This window comes from Oceanobacillus halophilus (assembly GCF_003628505.1).
GTDB lineage: Bacteria > Bacillota > Bacilli > Bacillales > Amphibacillaceae > Oceanobacillus > Oceanobacillus halophilus.
This window is the reverse complement of sequence record NZ_RBZP01000027.1, coordinates 1-18,530: the sequence shown is the minus strand read 5'-3', so window position 1 is coordinate 18,530 and position 18,530 is coordinate 1. Positions and strand designations below refer to the sequence as shown.

General features: G+C 35.7%; 17 protein-coding genes, 1 rRNA gene and 1 riboswitch. Of the genes, 8 read left to right on the top strand and 10 right to left on the bottom strand.

Features of this window, described 5'->3' with window-relative positions:
- Positions 1-791 precede the first annotated feature (791 nt).
- Positions 792-1,892, top strand: a complete 1,101-nt coding sequence (locus D8M06_RS18410) for a mechanosensitive ion channel family protein (RefSeq protein WP_121206047.1) — start codon at positions 792-794, stop codon at positions 1,890-1,892.
- A 334-nt stretch (positions 1,893-2,226) separates the two neighbouring features.
- Here the strand turns inward: D8M06_RS18410 and D8M06_RS18405 are convergent, their stop codons facing one another.
- Together D8M06_RS18405 and D8M06_RS18400 are read right to left on the bottom strand one after the other, a co-directional pair.
- A complete protein-coding gene (locus D8M06_RS18405; RefSeq protein WP_121206046.1) occupies positions 2,227-2,994 on the bottom strand; it encodes a DUF3891 family protein in 768 nt (255 codons plus the stop codon).
- 130 nt (positions 2,995-3,124) lie between these two features.
- The gene (locus tag D8M06_RS18400; protein WP_121206045.1) at positions 3,125-3,610 is read right to left on the bottom strand and encodes a QueT transporter family protein; all 486 of its coding nucleotides are present in this window, start codon (positions 3,608-3,610) and stop codon (positions 3,125-3,127) included.
- Between the two features lie 7 nt (positions 3,611-3,617).
- Positions 3,618-3,662, bottom strand: a riboswitch (PreQ1 riboswitch).
- A 403-nt stretch (positions 3,663-4,065) separates the two neighbouring features.
- Here D8M06_RS18400 and D8M06_RS18395 point away from each other — a divergent pair.
- Complete coding sequence (locus tag D8M06_RS18395) at positions 4,066-4,932, top strand: VOC family protein (protein ID WP_121206044.1); 867 nt, start codon at positions 4,066-4,068, stop codon at positions 4,930-4,932.
- 304 nt (positions 4,933-5,236) lie between these two features.
- Positions 5,237-6,193, top strand: a complete 957-nt coding sequence (locus D8M06_RS18390; protein ID WP_121206043.1) for a calcium/sodium antiporter — start codon at positions 5,237-5,239, stop codon at positions 6,191-6,193.
- A 139-nt stretch (positions 6,194-6,332) separates the two neighbouring features.
- Here D8M06_RS18390 and D8M06_RS18385 read toward each other — a convergent pair whose 3' ends face one another.
- The 7 genes from D8M06_RS18385 to D8M06_RS18355 all read right to left on the bottom strand — a co-directional run bounded on the left by D8M06_RS18385 (position 6,333) and on the right by D8M06_RS18355 (position 12,877).
- Positions 6,333-6,932 (bottom strand): alpha/beta hydrolase, encoded by a 600-nt coding sequence (locus D8M06_RS18385; RefSeq protein ID WP_121206042.1) that lies wholly within the window; start codon positions 6,930-6,932, stop codon positions 6,333-6,335.
- A 15-nt stretch (positions 6,933-6,947) separates the two neighbouring features.
- The gene (locus D8M06_RS18380) at positions 6,948-7,886 is read right to left on the bottom strand and encodes a ring-cleaving dioxygenase (RefSeq protein WP_121206041.1); all 939 of its coding nucleotides are present in this window, start codon (positions 7,884-7,886) and stop codon (positions 6,948-6,950) included.
- Complete coding sequence (locus D8M06_RS18375) at positions 7,883-8,317, bottom strand: MarR family winged helix-turn-helix transcriptional regulator (RefSeq protein ID WP_121206040.1); 435 nt, start codon at positions 8,315-8,317, stop codon at positions 7,883-7,885. The genes D8M06_RS18380 and D8M06_RS18375 overlap by 4 nt, the downstream gene beginning before the upstream one ends.
- Positions 8,318-8,567: 250 nt before the next feature.
- Positions 8,568-9,500, bottom strand: a complete 933-nt coding sequence (locus D8M06_RS18370; RefSeq protein ID WP_121206039.1) for an aldo/keto reductase — start codon at positions 9,498-9,500, stop codon at positions 8,568-8,570.
- Positions 9,501-9,625: 125 nt separating this feature from the next.
- Positions 9,626-10,387, bottom strand: a complete 762-nt coding sequence (locus D8M06_RS18365) for an ABC transporter permease (protein ID WP_121206038.1) — start codon at positions 10,385-10,387, stop codon at positions 9,626-9,628.
- The gene (locus D8M06_RS18360; RefSeq protein WP_121206037.1) at positions 10,384-11,115 is read right to left on the bottom strand and encodes an ABC transporter ATP-binding protein; all 732 of its coding nucleotides are present in this window, start codon (positions 11,113-11,115) and stop codon (positions 10,384-10,386) included. Before D8M06_RS18360 ends, D8M06_RS18365 begins: the two co-directional genes overlap by 4 nt.
- A gap of 184 nt (positions 11,116-11,299) precedes the next feature.
- On the bottom strand, positions 11,300-12,877 hold the full coding sequence (locus D8M06_RS18355) for a Vga family ABC-F type ribosomal protection protein (protein ID WP_121206036.1): 1,578 nt from the start codon (positions 12,875-12,877) through the stop codon (positions 11,300-11,302).
- Between the two features lie 1,046 nt (positions 12,878-13,923).
- On the opposite strand from D8M06_RS18355, the gene D8M06_RS18350 reads away from it, so the two are divergent.
- The 4 genes from D8M06_RS18350 to D8M06_RS18335 all read left to right on the top strand — a co-directional run bounded on the left by D8M06_RS18350 (position 13,924) and on the right by D8M06_RS18335 (position 17,175).
- Positions 13,924-14,256 (top strand): PadR family transcriptional regulator, encoded by a 333-nt coding sequence (locus D8M06_RS18350; protein ID WP_121206035.1) that lies wholly within the window; start codon positions 13,924-13,926, stop codon positions 14,254-14,256.
- Positions 14,253-14,885, top strand: coding sequence for an HAAS signaling domain-containing protein (locus D8M06_RS18345; protein ID WP_121206034.1), 633 nt, complete (start codon positions 14,253-14,255; stop codon positions 14,883-14,885). Before D8M06_RS18350 ends, D8M06_RS18345 begins: the two co-directional genes overlap by 4 nt.
- Positions 14,886-14,983: 98 nt before the next feature.
- The gene (locus D8M06_RS18340) at positions 14,984-16,453 is read left to right on the top strand and encodes a DUF4153 domain-containing protein (RefSeq protein ID WP_241558994.1); all 1,470 of its coding nucleotides are present in this window, start codon (positions 14,984-14,986) and stop codon (positions 16,451-16,453) included.
- Between the two features lie 20 nt (positions 16,454-16,473).
- Entirely contained in the window at positions 16,474-17,175 is a 702-nt protein-coding gene (locus D8M06_RS18335; protein WP_121206033.1) for an isoprenyl transferase, read from the top strand.
- A gap of 16 nt (positions 17,176-17,191) precedes the next feature.
- On the opposite strand, the gene D8M06_RS18330 is transcribed toward D8M06_RS18335, so the two are convergent.
- Positions 17,192-17,755 (bottom strand): hypothetical protein, encoded by a 564-nt coding sequence (locus D8M06_RS18330; RefSeq protein WP_121206032.1) that lies wholly within the window; start codon positions 17,753-17,755, stop codon positions 17,192-17,194.
- A gap of 683 nt (positions 17,756-18,438) precedes the next feature.
- Between D8M06_RS18330 and D8M06_RS18325 the strand changes: the two genes are divergently transcribed.
- Positions 18,439-18,530, top strand: a 16S ribosomal RNA gene (locus D8M06_RS18325); the annotation flags it as partial.

The following is an 18,530-nucleotide window of genomic DNA, read 5'->3' as shown; positions in this document are numbered from 1 at the left end:
CTCCTGACAAGAAATGCTTGGGGGATATTTTTATTTTGGCTGTTTTCGTATGGTTTGTTGCTTTTGAAGTTTTACAGTCGATAGAAAGTACTGATTTATTTAATTAAGAATAAATGTGAAATAAGGTGCGTTGTTGATTTCCGCTTCGGGCAGTCGCTTTCCGCGGGCGGCTGATGAGCCTCCTCGTGCTACCGCACTGTGGGGTCTCATCTAGGCCTCTCTTCCCGCAGGAGTCGACTGCCCTCCGCTACAATCAACCTGCTTATTAGTGGTAGTTAAATCTATAGGCTCTATACAACATGCTTGGAAGTTAAAAAGCACTAAATTAGCGAAGGAAATAAACGGAGACTCCTTGAAAAAAGAAAACCACTTTTTTCTGCGTGCGATGTAACTCTGCCGAAGCGTTCCTTGTGCTGCGGGAAGAAGAGCATCGGTGAGACTGCGTAGTGAGGGAGCTATTTGAATAATCTTCCTTGTTCCCTTGCGCCGAGAAAGCCCGATTCGAAGCATTACTGGAAGACGCAGGCGCACACGCTTTTCAGCACGGAGGAGGCTCACCAGCTCCCCTAAGGTGCGCGTAGTGTATTTCCGTAGCGGGGGTTAAGCAGTATTCTGAATTTAAGTAATCAAGAGTCTATATAAAATGTAAAGTAAATTCATGGTAAAAAGTAACAATGTTTTAAAAAATATCTTACATTAATTATGCTGTAAATTGAGCAGCATTCCTTATGACGATTAAAAAGAGAATATGGTATGATATTGTCTAGTAGATTTAGGAGGTACGAACATATATGACATGGGAGTTATTCATATCTTATGAACACTTAAAAGAACTAGGAATTGCTGTGGGCATATTCCTGTTATTTATACTATTTAGGAAACTTTTTGCCAAATATGTATTTGCAATTGTTATGAGATTGGCTAGGAAAATTAAGATTCAAATATTGTCAAACATACTACTCGCCTTTGAGAAACCTGTTCAATGGATGTTTACATTAATAGGTTTATACGCTGCCGTTAAATATTATCCATATTTAAATCAAGGGAATGAGCTATTCAGAAGTTTTATGAGTGCCTCATATATATTTCTTTTCTCGTGGGGACTAGTGAAGCTCTCATCATCATCTTCTTCGTTTTTCCGGAAAATTAATGAGAAAACAGATATAAAGATTGATGAGATTTTAATACCGATTTTATCCAGGACACTTCAGTTTATTATTATTGCCATTGCCGGAACTGTCATTCTACAAGAGTTTGGCTATAATATTGAAGGGTTTATTGCTGGTTTAGGACTAGGTGGTTTAGCAATCTCTTTAGCTGCAAAAGATGCATTAGCAAATTTACTTGGCGGTATTGTGATTATTTCAGAAAAACCATTTACCATTGGTGATTGGGTAAAGACTCCAAGTGTGGAAGGGACGGTAGAAGATATTTCCTTCCGTACCACGAAAATTCGAACTTTTGCTGATGCATTGGTTGCTTTGCCGAATGCTCAATTAGCAAACGAACCTATCACTAACTGGAGTAAAATGAACAAACGACAGATAACCTTTAACTTGGCTCTAACATACAATACTCCAAAGGAAAAAATGCAAGCAATTGTTGATAAAATAGGAAGCTTATTAAAAAATCATGATGGAATCGATCAAGAAACCATCTTTGTGAAGTTTGATAAATACAATGACAGCAGTTTGGATATCTTCTTATACTTCTTTACAAAGACAACCGTATGGGAAGAATTTTTAGAAGTAAAAGAAGAAATCAATTATAAAATCTTGGACATTGTCCATGAAGAAGGCGCAGAATTCGCATATCCTACGAGGAAGTTATATGTAGAAAATGATACAATGAATGATCAAAAAACTTCTTTAGTAAGGCAGCAGGAATCTTAAAAAGAGGCTGGGACAAAAGTATTTTCTCAAAGGAAAACCCTAACATGATTGGTGGATTGGTGCTTAAATACCGCTTCAGAAATATACTTCGCTTTCCGCGGGGAGCTGGTGAGCCTCCTTCGTGCTGCCGCACTACGCAGTCTCACCGATGCTCTTCTTCCCGCAGGAGTCTACGTATATTTCCTCCGCTATGTAGCACATTGTTCGTTTTCTGAGTTAAATACTTTAGTTATGTCCCAGCCTCTTTTGCATGTAAGTTATTTTGTTATTCATTTAATTATAAGCAGGGGTAAGAATGTAGAAATTTCAAATTGGTATTCAACCATTGTTCGACTTACTTTGAAACCACATTGATTTTTATCTCTTCATATGGAGCATTCTCATAGCTTTCCAACAACCCGTTAGCTTGGATTGCTTCCTTATAAACAACTTTTTGTTTAATGGTCACCTTGATTTCATCTTCAAATGGAAATGGGGTTATAGCTACCGTTTTTTTATCTTTCCACTCCAGTGATAGCTTGGTTTCGTTTATCTTTTCTATATGTGGTGGGAGGTCTATGCCTTCTTGGAAAAAGTAGTGAACATTTTCTTTAGATACTCCCGGTTCATTTAGGCATAAATACAAGGAGAGGCTATCGCCAAGCTTTAAAAGTCCGTAATGAAATTGAAAATATTGTCTGTTTACATCTCCAAGTGTGAGAATTAGTCGTTTCTGACGTTCTCTTTCTTGCTGAATGAATCTAGTAGCTTCATTGGATTTAATGTTGACAAAAAAATTTTTGTAATGTTCACTGCATAATAAAGCAGCATATAGGTCATGTTTTTCCACTTCATTGATGCCATATGTATAAATCGTGGTTTTTGGAGAAATAGGAAAATCTGAAAACGTATATGGTGCCTCGGTTTGGTCATTCCAAAATGGCTGCTTATCAAATTGCTTCCAACCATAATCATGTTTTTCAATGGCATATTCCACGGATTCTCTTAAATTACTCCCTAAAAAAAGATTGTTCTTCCAATGGGTCATTAACTCTTTGGATGCTTCAGCATGATTGTCTTGCTCAATCATAACAAAATAATCCTTACTTTCTCTCACTATCATATAAACATCCCCTTTTCAGAAGTATATGCAGTAAAATAGAATAAAAAAACTTCACAATTTGCTTAAGCCATCAAATGCAAATCGTGAAGTTTTATTTTAAAATATTTATTCAAAAAAAGAGTATAATCCCTTATATTATTTTATCAAAACGAACCTGCTTATTCAAAGCATACATGATAGGAATACCAACTGCTAATACAACGATTTCCCCAATTGCGGTTGTTATCCAGGAAAATAGGAAAGGTAATCCTAATGCTAGATACAATTCAAATGCAATAATAAACATATTAAATGAAAAGATGATTGTATTCGCGGTGAGTAGAACCATCACATTTTTCGTATACTTAGAAAGTAAAATAACGAGACCTAAGGAAATAGCAGAGTGTGCAACCCCAAAAATAACGTCATATAAACGCATGGGTGAAAAGAATAGGTTGGTTAAAAATACTCCAAGTATAATTCCGAAAAAGAATTTTTTATTAAATACAACAAGATGGTTAAACATTTCCGATACTCGAAATTGTATGTTTGTAAAACCAAATGGTTGTACAAGTGCGGATACAGCAATATAAAGTGCTGTTAATAGTCCGTTTGCGACTAGAGTTCTGATATTCAATTTGTTCCTCTCCTTAGTTTTTTTTCGTGGGATGGTTTCGAACCACGTGCTTTTTCAAAGCCATCATTTAGTATATTACATTTTCTCAGAACTGAAAAGAGTAACTTTTTGTTAGTATCCCTTGTAAGTTTGTATAATAAATTGACAAAAAGCTAATATACCATTACAATTACTTAAAGTAACTTAATTTATATAAGTAACTATAATGAAGTGTTTAAAGTAAATAATGGTTTTATGTCTTAGTCGATAGAAAGTCCTGATATATTTAATTCAGAATAGTTAGCTCTCGCTTGCACTTATGAATGTTTTCTGCTGTTATTCGCTGCGGCAGCGCTTTCCGTAGCGGGGGTTAAGCAGTATTCTGAATTAAAGTAATCAACAGTCTATACCAAACACGACACAATCTTAAAAAAATATCTAAAACGAAAATGCTGATGGGGAAGGGTGTAATAAGAATGGAAAAGAGATTTTTTCAAAAACCGACTACATATGTTGGTGAGGTTAATATAAATGTTAGCAACTTAGAGAGGTCACTCAATTTTTACTGTGACTTCATGGGTTTTAAAGTACTTGAAAAAACAAATAATGGTGCTGTTTTGACAGCGGATGGGCAAACCCCAATCTTATCCTTGGAGCAGCCTGAAGACGTGGTTCCGAAAGAAGGAAGGACAACAGGGTTATTTCATTTTGCAATCCTATTACCATCTCGAGCAGACTTGGGTGCCTTTTTAAAACATCTCATTCAAACGAAAGGAACACAAATTCGTTTAGGTGCTTCTGATCATTATGTTAGCGAAGCATTGTACTTTGATGATCCGGATGGAAATGGAATTGAAATTGCGAGGGACAGACCGTCAACGGAGTGGAAATGGAATGGCGATCAGGTAGAGATGGATACTGTTCAAATGGATGCAGAAGGGGTACTTGCTGCAGCAGGTAATGAAGAATGGAAGGGAATGCCTGAGGATACGTTAATGGGACATATCCACTTACATGTATCCAATCTTAAGGAAACAGAGAAATTTTATGTAGAAGCTTTAGGGTTCGATATTGTAACAAGGTTTCCTGGTGCACTATTTGCTTCATCGAATAGCTATCATCATCATATTGGCCTTAATACTTGGAATGGTGTCGGGGCTAAAGCGCCATCTGAAAATAGTGTTGGTTTAAATTGGTTTACTTTCGTTTTACCTGATGCAGAAAAACGAAATGAGGTCTTGGAGAATTTGAAGAAGCAGGGAGCAAGCGTTGAAATTGAAAAGGATGTATATACTACAAAAGACCCATCAGGAAATACAATACAGCTTAGACTTGCTGAATAAGCAACTATCCTATATAACGTGTTAAATAGTTTAGAGGTTGTCTAGAATAAGACAACCTCTATTTTTTTACTTTGCTCGATTCATAGTTTTTTTACTTGTATTGTTTTTAGTTCCAGTTGCTGATAGAAAGTGCGATAAAATATATTTCTTTATAGCAAACAGCATAAAAAAAGAATAATCAATATGCTTAAGTTTTTTTATGACACCTTTTTATAAATGAATTCGTATTTAGATTGGAATGCTATTAGATGAAAAAGGGTAAAGTGATATTATTGCAGAAATCCTTATAGAAGGTTGGGAAATTATGTTACCATATGTTTTGCTTTTTGTCGGTTTTATCTTACTTATAAAAGGTGCGGACTTCTTTGTAGAAGGAGCATCTAATATTGCGAGTTTACTTCGTGTTCCGTCTATTTTAATCGGATTGACGATAGTTGCTTTTGGAACTAGTTCTCCAGAAGCAACGGTCAGTATCATTGCTGCTTTGGAGGGGAGTGCGGAAGTCTCTCTTGGGAATGTAATTGGTAGTAATATTTTTAACCTAACATTAGTTGTAGGGATAGCGGCCATTATTTTTCCATTGAAGGTAGAGACGGAGACTATCCGCAAAGAGATCCCATTTACACTGTTGGCAAGTGCAGCATTGCTTGTTGTCATGGGAGATGTGGTGTTGGAGGGGTTAAGTGACAACTACATTACCCGAAGTGATGGTTTGGTTTTCCTACTCTTTTTAGCAGTATTTATGTACTACGTGATAGAGGTAGCGCTTAAAAGTAGAAACAACTCACTCGATGAGCCTACACCTGAAAATATTACGTGGGGAAAAAATATTCTAATCACTGTACTTGGATTAGCTGGTATTGTCATTGGCGGAGAAATGGTAGTATCCAATGGAACGGAGATTGCCTATCAATGGGGGATGAGTGAAACTTTAGTAGGCTTAACCATCATCGCGATTGGAACCTCCTTGCCAGAACTAGTTACATCTATTACTGCAGCCCTTAAAAAGGAAAGTGAAATTGCACTGGGCAACATTGTAGGAAGTAACATTTTCAACATCCTATTTGTGCTTGGAACGTCTTCCGTGATTACGCCTTTAGCGGTTAATGGAAAGGTATTTATGGACGTATACATTATGATTGTTTTAACGCTTGTTTTACTTATTTTTTCTCGTACTAATTTCAGAGTGGGAAAAAGAGAAGGCTCTATTCTTGCATTAATGTACGTGATTTACCTTGTCTATATTATATTAAGGAACTAAAAAAGATGTCGTGCACGAAAATGGTGCACGACATCTTTTTAATTAAGGCTCTTATCTAACAGATTGTGCTTTTTAATATGACTTTACTTTAGTAAAAGTTCAAAAAGCAAGAAAATATACGAAAAGAGCCTCAATTGAATTATTTATTTTTATACCAGTCAGCAGCGGCTTTTACTTCTTCCATTGTTAATTGATGTCCGCGATTTTCCCAGAAAAGTTCAACTTTGGCACCAGCATTTTGTAGCAGAGACTGTAGTTCTGCCGATTCGGAGGCTGGGCAAATAGGGTCATTTGTACCAGCTGCAATAAATACCTTTTTCCCTGAAAGATCTGGTAAATCAATACCTTTTCTTGGAACCATCGGGTGATGCAATATAGCAGTATTTAATGCATCCTGATAATGAAACATCAAGCTTGCTGCAATGTTGGCACCATTGGAATAGCCGATTGCAGTGACATTACTGCGGTCAAAGTCATATTTTTCAGCTGCTTCATCTAAAAAGTCATTTAGTTCTTTGGTGCGGAAGATTAAATCCTCCTCATCAAATACACCTTCTGCTAAACGTCTAAAAAATCGGGGCATGCCATTTTCTGAAATGTTACCACGAACACTGAGCACATTTGCGTTTCCGTCAATTAAGTCTGCTAATGGTAAGAGGTCTTGTTCTGTTCCTCCTGTTCCGTGAAGCAATAATAATGTTTGTGTGGAATCTTTTCCTTTTTGAAAAATATGTTTCATTATTTTCCCCTTTCCTTATCTGTCTAATGACTTTATTTCTATTGGAATGAGTGAGTTATTAAGATACGCCCGGTATTGCTCATATTGCTTTGGTAGTTTTAAGTCCTGACCTAAAGTTTCATAGGATTCATCAACACTAAAACCTGGTGGATCTGTCGCAATCTCAAATAATATTTCCCCATGTTCTCTAAAATAAATGGCGTTAAAATAATTTCTATCACGAACTGGCGTAACACCGTAACCATTATCTCGGAGGTATTCCTGCCACTCTGACTGGTCTATGTCATTTTTAGCTCTCCAGGCAATATGATGAACTGTTCCAGTCCCCATTAGCCCACGAACTCCTGGTGTTGTTTTTACATCGATGATATTACCTATATCTCCATAGGATTGAAAGCGAGTGAAGTTTCCTTCTGTACTAATTTTTTCGAATCCCATGTATTCCTCCAGTAATTGAATTGTTTTTTCTGGATTAGAAGAAAATAAAGTAGCTCCGGCGAAACCTTTTATCGCAACATCGGATGACACATCTCCAAAACTCCAATTATTTGGTTTTCCTTGTGCACGTTCTACAAGTTCTAAACGAAGACCATGCGTATCGTTAAATTGTAAATAGGTATCACCAAAACGAGGAGTTTTCGTATAAGAGATGTTGAATTTCTTTAATCTATTTTCCCAAAAACTTAAAGACCCTTTAGGAACAGCGTAAGAGGTAACTCCTACTTGGCCATCGCCAATTCGCCCTGGTTGTCCGCCTGCCCATGGAAAGAAAGTGATAATCGTACCAGGGCTTCCTGCATCATCTCCAAAATACAAGTGGTATGTTTCCGGATCATCGAAGTTAATAGTCTTTTTTATTAAACGTAAACCTAATACTCCAGCATAGAAATCCACATTCTCTTGAGGGTGACCAACTATTGCGCTTATATGGTGAATTCCAGCTGTTTTTTTCATTTCATTTGGTCTCCTTTTTTACCGATTCGTTTTAAGACATCAATGACAATCTCTTTTTCCTCTTCATTTACGTCCTCGAATACTTCTTCAATTACTTTTTGATGTAAAGGAAAAATTTCAGCCATTAATTTCTTTCCTTTATCGGTAAGTTGAATGTAGACAACACGGCGATCATCCTTGCAAGGTTCTCTTTCTAGTAACCCTTTTTTCTCCAATTTATCAATAACATAGGTAATAGAACCAGTGTTAATAAGAACAGCCTCCGAGATTTGCTTGATGGTTTGCTTTCCTTTATGATAAAGTGCTTCTAAAATCGCAAAGTCTGAAGTCCGCATCCCATGTCCACTAATGTCCTTTTTTACAACTTCTTCTAGGGTCTTATTTGCTTTAAGTAAAACAACAAAAGATTTCAGAGATAAATTCTCACTCAATTGGAAAACCTCCTTATTATTTGTATTCAGTTATTATGAATTAAAGTATTTTTAATTAAATATAATATACAAAATAACTAGCTGAATGTCAACCTTTAGGATTGCCTTAAAAGGGGAAAGTATTTGTTGGATATGCTGTATTCTATACAAAGTTAAAATAAAATTTTATTCTGCAGCATTAAAAAGAACCTGCCAGAGAACAGGACAGGTTCACGTAAGGATATTTAAGAAACTTATATGAAAAGTGCCTTTAAGAAAAGATACGGTCAATTTCTTGTATCTCTTCACGTGTAAGATGAATATCCAGAGTTTTTAAATTATCTAAAACTTGAGTTGCTCGTTTTGCTCCAGGGATAACAATATCTATAGCGTCGTTAGCCAAATACCAAGCCAATACCACAGGAGCAACTTCAGTACCTTTCGCATTTGCAATCTCTTGAAGTTGATTTATCTTTTCTAAATTTTTTTCAAAGTTTTCCCCTTGAAGATGTGGCATGTTAGAGCGGAAATCATGAAAAGTTGTGTTCTTATTGTACTTTCCAGCTAATAGACCAGATGCGAACGGAAAGTAGGGAACATATGAAATACCGTGTTCGATTGTATAAGGGAAGTAATCTTTCTCAGCATCTCGATTCAAAAGATTATAATGACCTTGAAAGGCATCAACATAGCCATCTTTATTAGCTTCTTTCAATTGTTCCATGGAAAAATTTGATACACCAATAGCTCTAAGTTTTCCTTCATCTTTTAATTCCTTTAGTGCACCTACAGATTCTGCCTTGGGAGTATCATCATCAGGGAAATGAATATAAAATAAATCAATGTAATCGGTTTGTAGTCTTTTTAAACTGTCCTCTACAGATTGTTTTAGGAAGGCAGGGGAATTATCATTTACATAATTACTTCCAACCTTTCGTTGTGCTCCCTTTGTTGCAATGACAACTTCCTGACGAATTCCGCTTTCGTTGAGAACTTCACCAATTAGTTCCTCGGAACGTCCGAAGCCATAGCTAAATGCTGTGTCAATAAAGTTAAGACCGTTCTTAATCCCAGTTGAAACCAGTTCTTTTCCTGCTTTTTCAGATAAATCGGGATAAAGGTTGGTTCCACCTACATAATTTGCACCAAGTCCAATGGGATTTACAATTAAGTCTGTTTTGCCGATTTGTACTGTTTTTGTCATTCAAACACTCCTTCAAGTAGAATACCTAAACCTATTAATTTAATTGTAGTTAAGATAGGAGATACTTACAATTCTAAACTAGCAAAAAAATGCCCATGAGACAGACTCTCATGGACACGGCAGTACTATTCATCTTCTACAATCTTGACCATCTGCATTTTATCATTAAATAAGGTAGGGTATGATAAAAATCCAAGTAAGACACTCGTTACAACCGCTGCTGTTAAGAGTAAGAAGAGGATGAGTAATTGAAACTGCACTGCTTGTACAGGGTCAGCGCCAGCAATAATTTGACCACTCATCATACCAGGGAGTTGAACCAATCCAATCGTTTTTTGACTTTCGATCGTAGGAATGGTACTTGCCTGAATAGATGTTATAAGTTGTTTGTGTATCGCTTGTTTTGGCGTACCCCCTAGGGATAGGATTAGTTCTGTTTTATCTTGATTGGATTCCACCTCTGCAGTGAATCGATTTAAAAATAGAATCGAGAGCACCATGGAATTTCCAATCATCATCCCACTTATAGGAATAATGTACTGAGCTGTAGCGGGAGTTATTCCAAAACCAAGCAAGATCCCTTGGGTTAGTACCTCAACCACGATGTAAGTTGTAATCAGTTTCCAGGTAATTCCCTTGATAGAGACCCCTTTTTTACGGGCGTTTTGCGTAGCTGCAAAGATCATGAGAATAACCATTAATATAATATAAATGAAATTTTCAGCATCGAAAACAAATTGCAATACATAACCAACGACTAATAATTGGATAATGGACCGAACAGTTGCAATCACCGTATCTTTTTCCAGTCCGAGATTTAATGTTTTGGATAAGATGATAGGGATAAGCACGAAAACAAGGGATAATGCTAATGTAAGATAGCTCATTCCATATCCCCCCTAACAAAGCGTTTTACTCTCTCATCTTTCGGTTCATTCAACAGGTTGCTTTCTCCAGATTCTATCAATTCCCCAGCCATCATAACCCAAGTATAGTCACCAATCGAAAGGGCTTGTTCCAGGTTATGGGTAATCCATATAATCGTTGTTCCGTATTTCTGATTAATTTTTTGAATGAGTTCTTCAATATCCTGCTGTGATACACGATCTAATGAAGAAGTGATTTCGTCGAGCAAAAGAACTTTCGGTTTGTTTACTAATGTCCTCGCTATCGATACTTTTTGTTTTTGCCCTCCGGATAAATCTTTGATATTTCGATGGAGAAAATCTTTCCCTAAAGCTACGTCCTCTAATAATTCATTAGCTTCCTCCTCGGGGAGTTCTTCTCCTTGTAATGTAAGTGGCAAAGAGAGATTCTTGAAGACCGTTCCATTGATCATGGTAGCGCTCTGAAGAGCCAGTCCGACTTTTCTTCGTAATTCTATTGGATTGTATTCCTCTATACGCTTTCCTTTAATAACAATCTCTCCCGTGTCAGGAGAGATAAGTCGATTCAATAGACGGAATAGGGTTGTCTTACCAGCACCCGAAGGCCCAACAAGTGTGGTAATTCTTCCTTCTGGAAATGAACCAGTAATATCATTAATTATTGTTAAATCTCCATCAGAGAAAGTAACATTTTTTAATTGGATGATTGGCTGTTCTGCTGTTGTCATTATATTCCTTCCTTAATAAAAAATTTTAGACAGACTTCATTATCTGTTATTTTCTAGTTGAATTCTAGAAATATGCATGGAGACAGGAAAAGAGTAAGCATCTCTTATTATAAGGTTCTTATTATATAAGTGTCGCGGTACCTGCCTCCTAGTATTATCAATTTCCAAGAAAAAACGGCACAGATTATTCTCGACCCTCAATAATTTTGCGTTTTTTTGATAGTAAAAGTTGAAATTCCTCTTCCAGTTCATCAGTTGGTTCAATGCTGAGTTTGCTAAGTACTTCAGAAATTTTAGTTTCAATCACCAGTAACTCATCTTCTTCTGAGTCATTTGGCATTTTGGGTGAATAGTTTTTGAATTCATCATAAGTACCTTCAAATACGTGGATTTCCTTTTTTTCAATGCTAATAATTGTTGTGGCTAATTTTTCAATAAAACGTCTATCGTGTGAGACAAACAAAACGGTTCCTTTGTAGTTGGCAAGAAGTTCTTCTAATGCTTCTAACGTTTCTATATCAAGGAAATTGGTTGGTTCATCTAAGATTAAGGTGTTAATATCACTCACGAACAATTTGGCAAAAGCGACTTTTACACGTTCACCACCACTAAGAACACGCACTTTCTTATATACATCTTCTCGGAAAAAATGCAGTCTTGCTAAAACAGTTCGAATTAGTGTCTCGTCTTGTTTGGATGTAGTTTGCACATTTTCTAATATTGATTGTTTACTATCTAAAACATCTAGATTTTGGCTGAAATAACCTACTTTCATGGAAGGAGAAATAGAAACTCCATCTTCTTGATTAATCAATTTCCTAATCAGCGATGTTTTTCCAGCGCCATTTTTGCCAATAATAGCGATTTTCTCTCCACCTTTCATATGAAAGGAGACTGGACTCCAAAGAACATGATTACCAACTACACCCTCTAAATCTTCTACCCTTAACACAATCTTACCTTTCAATGTTTCTTCATAAGGTAAGTTCATTTTAATGGGTGGCTTTTCTTGTACTTTGTCGACTTTTTCAAGCTTCTCTAAACGTGTCTCAATAGATTTTTTGGACTTTTGCAGTTTCTTTTGTTTTTTTGCGAAGTAAGGCTTTGCGCCGGTTATTTTCGCTTCAGAAGAACTGGTCTTTTTTGGTATTTTCGTTGCGCGCTGTGCTTTTTGTTCTTTTAATTCCAAGGCATTCTCTAATTGCTTCTTCTTTTTTACATACTGATCATAAGCGTTTTCTTGCTGTCTGATTTTTAATTGTTTCTGTTCTCTGTAATTAGAGTAATTTCCCTTATATATTGCTAGCTTAGCATCTTCAATCTCCCATATTTGATTACAGATAGCATCTAAAAATGTGCGGTCATGAGATACGATGACAATTGCACCTTTCCATTTTGCTAACTGTGTTTCAAGTCGTTCGATATGATTGGTATCCAAGTTGGTAGTCGGTTCGTCTGCTAGAAGGATGTCGGCATGCTTTGACAGTGATCGATTAATATATTCTTGGGTAACCTCTCCGCCACTTTTAGTTGTATTCGTATTTTTGAGCTGTGGAATCAGTTCGATTGTTGACCTTGATGTTAAAGTTCCTGCACTCTGTTCTCTTTTTCCAGAAAGAATCTCTAAAAGAGTTGTTTTCCCACTACCATTTCGACCAACTAACCCAATTCGGTCATTTTTCTGAATCTGAATATGGTCTATATCAAGTAATTTTTTGTTTTTTATTTCATATGTTACATTACTTGCTTCTAATAGTATCATTGAATCATCTCCATTTTTTCTTTTGATAAGGAGACAAAAAAGCCTCCTATTTAGATAGAATAGGAGGCAGGTAGGCAGACAGAAAATGCCTAAAAATTATTAGGTGAATAATTAATACCAATCCTATTCTAAATAATTCTGTATGAAGGCATGCTAATAAATGCAGACAAAGTCCTGCGAATTAGAAAGCAATATACAGAATAATTTTTTGAAAATAGGATTAGTTTTTCATTGTTATAAAGTTCACCCTTCCGATTTTAGTTAATTCCATTATATGCGATACACGATTAGATGTCACGTGAGGATGAGTCCATTTTTTAAAAAAGATTGTTGCTTTTAATCATTACTTTACATTATAGTATAGAGTCCTAATGTCTTTAATTCAGAATAGTGTAGATCTCGCTCACACTTATTTTTGATATGTGCGATCATTCGCTCCGGCAGAATACTTCGCTTTCCGCGGGCACGGCCTCAGCCTCCTCGCGGAAAAACCGTAACTGCGCCTGCGTCTACTAGTAACGCTTCGAAGTAGGCTTCCTCGGCGCAAGGGCCAAAGAAGCTTAGTCAAGTAGTACCCTCGCTGCGGGGTCTTCGGACACGTGCTATTCCCGCAGGAGTCTACGTATTCTGCCTCCGCTAAGATAGATGCATAAGATATTTTTGAGATGAAAGTTCTTGAAATCACGTTTAAGACCAGACCATTATTATTCTTGAAAATAGCATATTTCTTGTTTATACAAGTGGAGCTGACAACATAGCGAAGGAAATACACGAAGACTCCTGCGGGAAGAAGAGCATCGGTGAGACTACGTAGTGCGACAGCACGAAGGAGGCTCACCAGCTCCCCGCGGAAAGCGTAGTGTATTTCCGTAGCGGCTGTAAAGCAGAGCACTATTTTTAATTAAATATATCCGAAGTTTCTATCGACTGTAAAACTTCAAAAAGCAACAAACTATATGAATAGAGCCTTTTAAAAATATTTCCTTTACTTCTGGAATGAAATATTTTATAGTAAAGATACCTAATAATTCTAGGTAGGTGATCAAATGTTTAATCGAGAACTTGTAAAGGGAAGTACGTCACTGCTTGTCTTGCAATTATTAAATGAGCGAGATATGTACGGATATGAACTAGTTAAAGAGATGGATCGTCGTAGTGATCACAGTTTTCAAATGAAAGAAGGGACACTATATCCAGCGCTGCACAAAATGAATAAGCAAGGATATATTGACTGGTACTGGAAAGAACAGGAAAAGGGTCCTGCAAGAAAGTATTATTGTATTACAGACGAAGGTAAGGATATTTTATCTGAAAAAACCAATGAATGGCTCCGTTATGTTCAAGTGATGAATAACTTGATTGGAAGAAATGAATCTTGAATGTTAAGGAGCAAAGGTTCTACAAAGAATTAGATAAAGAAATAGGTAAACATCTAGAAAAGCAGGAGATTATGACGGAGTATGAATTACATATATATGAACTGATTAAGGAAAGGTCTAATGGAGAAGAACAATTATATGAAGAATTAGTTGAGCGGCTAGGAACACCGAAAGAAATTGCAGCCATATGGCGTGATGAAACTGCCGCCACTCCTAAGAAAATGCAATGGCTATTTGTGTTTTGCAACATTCTCATATTTATGGGCGGGGGTCTTTTAACCGTTAGCTATAATGTTTTTCATTGGGATTGGACAGAGCATTTATGGACAGCGTTAACTAATTCTGCATTTTTAATTATGCTTGTTTACACATTCTTCTGGGGTCTGCTCGGATATGAGATAGGTAAAGAGTTTGGTCAAAAAGGTCATAAGCATTTGAAAAAAACATTTTTAATTTCTATCATACCTAATTTGTTACTCATGTATTTAACTGTCTTTAAACTAATTCCATATGACTGGTTTCAGCCATTATTAAACGTTCCTTTTATTATTGTGTGCATTGTCTTTACAGCACTGCTGTATCCGGTTTGCTTAATCGGATACAGATGGGGAAGAAAATCCTCTGTTTAAAGGAACGTACTAGTTCCCCATAAATTTCAAGAAGATTTTTTTACCTATATACATAGAATGTCTATGTATATAGAATAACTATGTAAGGTGGGATAAATTTGAAAATAGATATGAGCATACAAGACTGGACATTCTTAATCGCTTGCTTTGGATTAGGTTTGTTGGCGGAGATAAGCTTTTTCCATGGGGAAATTGGTATTTCCTATCCGATATTTATTATTGGATTCTATCTTGTATTTTTTATTCGTTTTAGATTATCTTTTCAGCACAGACGAATTGGGGTCCTGCTGATGGCTGTTATATGGGTTCTTTCTGGGTCCTATGCCATTTATGATAATGAGTTATTCTATCTCTTAAATATCGTAGTAATTCCTTTGCTTGTCTTCTTTCATATTGTTTTGATAACTAGTCCTAAAACGATGAAATGGGCTTCAATACCATTTGTATTTTCATTAAAAACTAAGTTCTTGAGTGGTTTTCAATACCTCGTTTCATTTGGAAGATATCTTTTTAAATGTGTATTTCGTAATACAAATGAAGAAACAAGACAGTTGATAAAACGGATATTGGTTGGTTTAATGATCGGTTTTCCTTTGTTATTTATTATTACAGGGCTTTTGATGTCAGCTGATAAAATTTTTGAAGATATAGTACTACAATTACCGAACTTCTTATTACGTTTCGATGCCTGGGAGAGTGTATTTCGAGCAGGGTTAGTTGTCTTACTCACACTTTTATTTTTTGGGGTTTTTCAAGTGCTCAAGCCTCACTCAAAAGAAGAACATTCTTTGGCAGTGGGAGATAAAAAATTTCGCGTAGACAGTATTACAGCGTTGACCATTTTAGTTATGTTAAATGCAGTTTACTTACTATTTGCTTTTATTCAATTTAACTATTTCTTTGGTCAAGGTTTACAGGATGGTTTTACTTACGCATCTTATGCGAGGCGTGGATTTTTTGAGTTGCTATTTGTAACATGTATTAATTGGGTCATTTTGATTGCATGCTTGAAATTGGTGCATAATTCCGGGAAAACGATGAAGGTAATTCTGAAAGCTATGTATTCAATTATTATTTTAGTAAGTGGTGTCATGTTAGCTTCTGCTTATCAGCGTCTAAGCATGTATGAAGCAGCCTATGGGTTCACGATGGATAGAATTTTGGCACATGCATTTATGATTTTTCTAATGATTATTTTTGCTTATACATTCATTCGCGTATGGTTAGAAAAATTAACCTTGCTTCATTTTTATTTCATTTCTAGTTTGCTGTTTTATACGGTTCTAAATGCTATTGATATCGAGCAGATAATTGTAAATAACAATATAGAACGTTATAAAGACACTGGGAAAATCGACATTCATTATCTGAATACACTTTCCTACACTGGGGTAGAAGGATTAATGGAACTCTATGTTTTAGATCCTGAATATCCTGAATTGCAGACGATACTGATGGACAGAAAACAACAGTTTGAACATAATAAGGAGTCTTCATGGCAATCATTTAATTTTACGAAGCAGCATGTTACAGAGAAATTGAATGAGATGAATTTTATAAATGAATAAGAATTTTGGGAGGCTAAAAAATGACAGGATGGATTCCAAATCATGTAGCTATTATCATGGACGGCAATGGTAGATGGGGTAAAGCGCGGGGGCTTACTCGTAGTGAAGGGCATTATGCAGGAACGCAAGCAATGGAAAAGATTATTGACGCAGCTATTGAATTGGATATTAGCATATTAACATTATATGCATTCTCCTCCGAGAATTGGTCTCGTCCATTAGATGAAGTAAATTATTTAATGTATCTACCAGTAAAGTTCTTTAATCAAAAGTTACCAGAGTTTATGGAAAGAAATATTCGTATTCAGATTTCAGGGGACATTGCAAAATTACCAACGCCCACGAGAAAAGCAGTGGTTAAAGCGGTAGAAAAAACAAGAGGTAATACTGGCCTTATTGCAAATTTTGCCTTTAATTACAGCGGTAGGAATGACATTTTACAGGCAGCCCAACAATTGCTGCTAGAGGTGAAAGAGAATAAGTTAGATATTAGTGATTTAGATGAAGATTTATTTCAACAGTTTCTGTACACGAAAAGATTGCCTGATCCGGAATTAATCATACGAACTGGCGGGGAAAAACGAATAAGTAATTTCTTGCTTTGGCAATCAGCGCAATCTGAATTGTACTTTAGTGATGTTTACTTTCCTGATTTTAATAAGAATCTATTTAAAGAGGTTATCCATGAAGTGGCAATGAAAAACACGTTAAAAAATGCCTGAACAAAATAAAACTAAATTAAAAAGAAGATACTGGAGAGTTAGTAACCATGCTGAACTGTTTGTGTAATACTAACTTTGCTAATTCTCCTTCATACTCTAAATGAAAGTTTTCTAGATTTTCTAAATCACTTGGTGTAACTAACTCAAGTGGTTTTTTGAAATCAGCTACTCCTCCTTTATACAATACAGTTCCAACAAATTGTGAACAAAAAAATGCTTTTTCTCTTTTTATTGGTTTGTTTAATAGAAAAGAAAACAATCCTAACAGATTATATTTATAAAGATGACTATGTTCTTCAATTCCTTTAATGTAATTTTCCATAATCTCTAATTGATCTCTTGTTACTTTACAGCTATAGATTGCACATCGAGCATTTTGAAAAAGGTTTCCTCTAATATTCTCTTTTACAAAACCTCCTATAAATGGGTTGTGAGGAATTTTTCTTCCAAAACTATATACTTTGTTAAAATCTAATTCAAAGCTAACCGATGAATGATTGTATTGCTTCCTCGTATACATCTTAATCATTCTTGTGAATAGGGTGCCAGTATCAGTTAGTAAGATATATACTTTCTTCATCCTCTTGACTTCCTCCTGCATGTAATTTTCCAAGGCGAATACTGCGATGTTTGTATTTTCATAATAACTTGGTTTAAATATGGCAGTAAGCAACTTAAGAAATATTTAGGAGTAGGTCCAGAGACGTATTCTAATTAAGAGAGGCTATTCTCGTAAGTTGTGTTGCTTTCTTGACTAACTATAGATAAAAACATATTCCTTAGCATAGGAAGCCAACTGTTTTTTTAAATCCTATAATTGAAAAAACTTTTTGTAATAATATCTGAATGTCTGTACAAAATAATTTTGTAGAAAGGTGTTGACTTTTATATCAAATACTAGTAATATAAATTTTGCTGTTCCGGAAAGAAAGTATTAATCCGCTAATGAATCAAAAAAGTATTGACTTTCATCCTTACAGTTGATATCATATAAAAGTTGTCACATTTAATAACTTCTTTCTTCGAGAAAATAAGTGTTGACAGTAATTGAGAAAAATGATATATTATACAAGTCGCTTCAAAAAAACAGCGAGAAAATTTGCTCTTTGAAAACTGAACAAAACAACCAGTATGAAACAGATGTCAGTGGTAAAAAAGAAGTTGGACATCAGATTTTGATGGATGATAACTTTTTACCCTGTATCAATTATTGAAGCTAAGAATCTTATTCATGATTAATTGGTGTTAATCATGAAACAAACTTTTTTGGAGAGTTTGATCTTGGCTCAGGACGAACGCTGGCGGCGTGCCTAATACATGCAAGTCGAGCGCGGGAAGCTAACTGATCTCCTTCG

Excerpts from the sequence above, each read along its gene's own strand:
- D8M06_RS18410 (WP_121206047.1), top strand. The coding sequence starts at position 792 with ATGACATGGGAGTTATTCATATCTTATGAACACTTAAAAGAACTAGGA.
- D8M06_RS18405 (WP_121206046.1), bottom strand. The coding sequence starts at position 2,994 with ATGATAGTGAGAGAAAGTAAGGATTATTTTGTTATGATTGAGCAAGAC.
- D8M06_RS18395 (WP_121206044.1), top strand. The coding sequence starts at position 4,066 with ATGGAAAAGAGATTTTTTCAAAAACCGACTACATATGTTGGTGAGGTT.
- D8M06_RS18390 (WP_121206043.1), top strand. The coding sequence starts at position 5,237 with ATGTTACCATATGTTTTGCTTTTTGTCGGTTTTATCTTACTTATAAAA.
- D8M06_RS18385 (WP_121206042.1), bottom strand. The coding sequence starts at position 6,932 with ATGAAACATATTTTTCAAAAAGGAAAAGATTCCACACAAACATTATTA.
- D8M06_RS18380 (WP_121206041.1), bottom strand. The coding sequence starts at position 7,886 with ATGAAAAAAACAGCTGGAATTCACCATATAAGCGCAATAGTTGGTCAC.
- D8M06_RS18370 (WP_121206039.1), bottom strand. The coding sequence starts at position 9,500 with ATGACAAAAACAGTACAAATCGGCAAAACAGACTTAATTGTAAATCCC.
- D8M06_RS18365 (WP_121206038.1), bottom strand. The coding sequence starts at position 10,387 with ATGAGCTATCTTACATTAGCATTATCCCTTGTTTTCGTGCTTATCCCT.
- D8M06_RS18360 (WP_121206037.1), bottom strand. The coding sequence starts at position 11,115 with ATGACAACAGCAGAACAGCCAATCATCCAATTAAAAAATGTTACTTTC.
- D8M06_RS18355 (WP_121206036.1), bottom strand. The coding sequence starts at position 12,877 with ATGATACTATTAGAAGCAAGTAATGTAACATATGAAATAAAAAACAAA.
- D8M06_RS18350 (WP_121206035.1), top strand. The coding sequence starts at position 13,924 with ATGTTTAATCGAGAACTTGTAAAGGGAAGTACGTCACTGCTTGTCTTG.
- D8M06_RS18335 (WP_121206033.1), top strand. The coding sequence starts at position 16,474 with ATGACAGGATGGATTCCAAATCATGTAGCTATTATCATGGACGGCAAT.
- D8M06_RS18330 (WP_121206032.1), bottom strand. The coding sequence starts at position 17,755 with ATGAAGAAAGTATATATCTTACTAACTGATACTGGCACCCTATTCACA.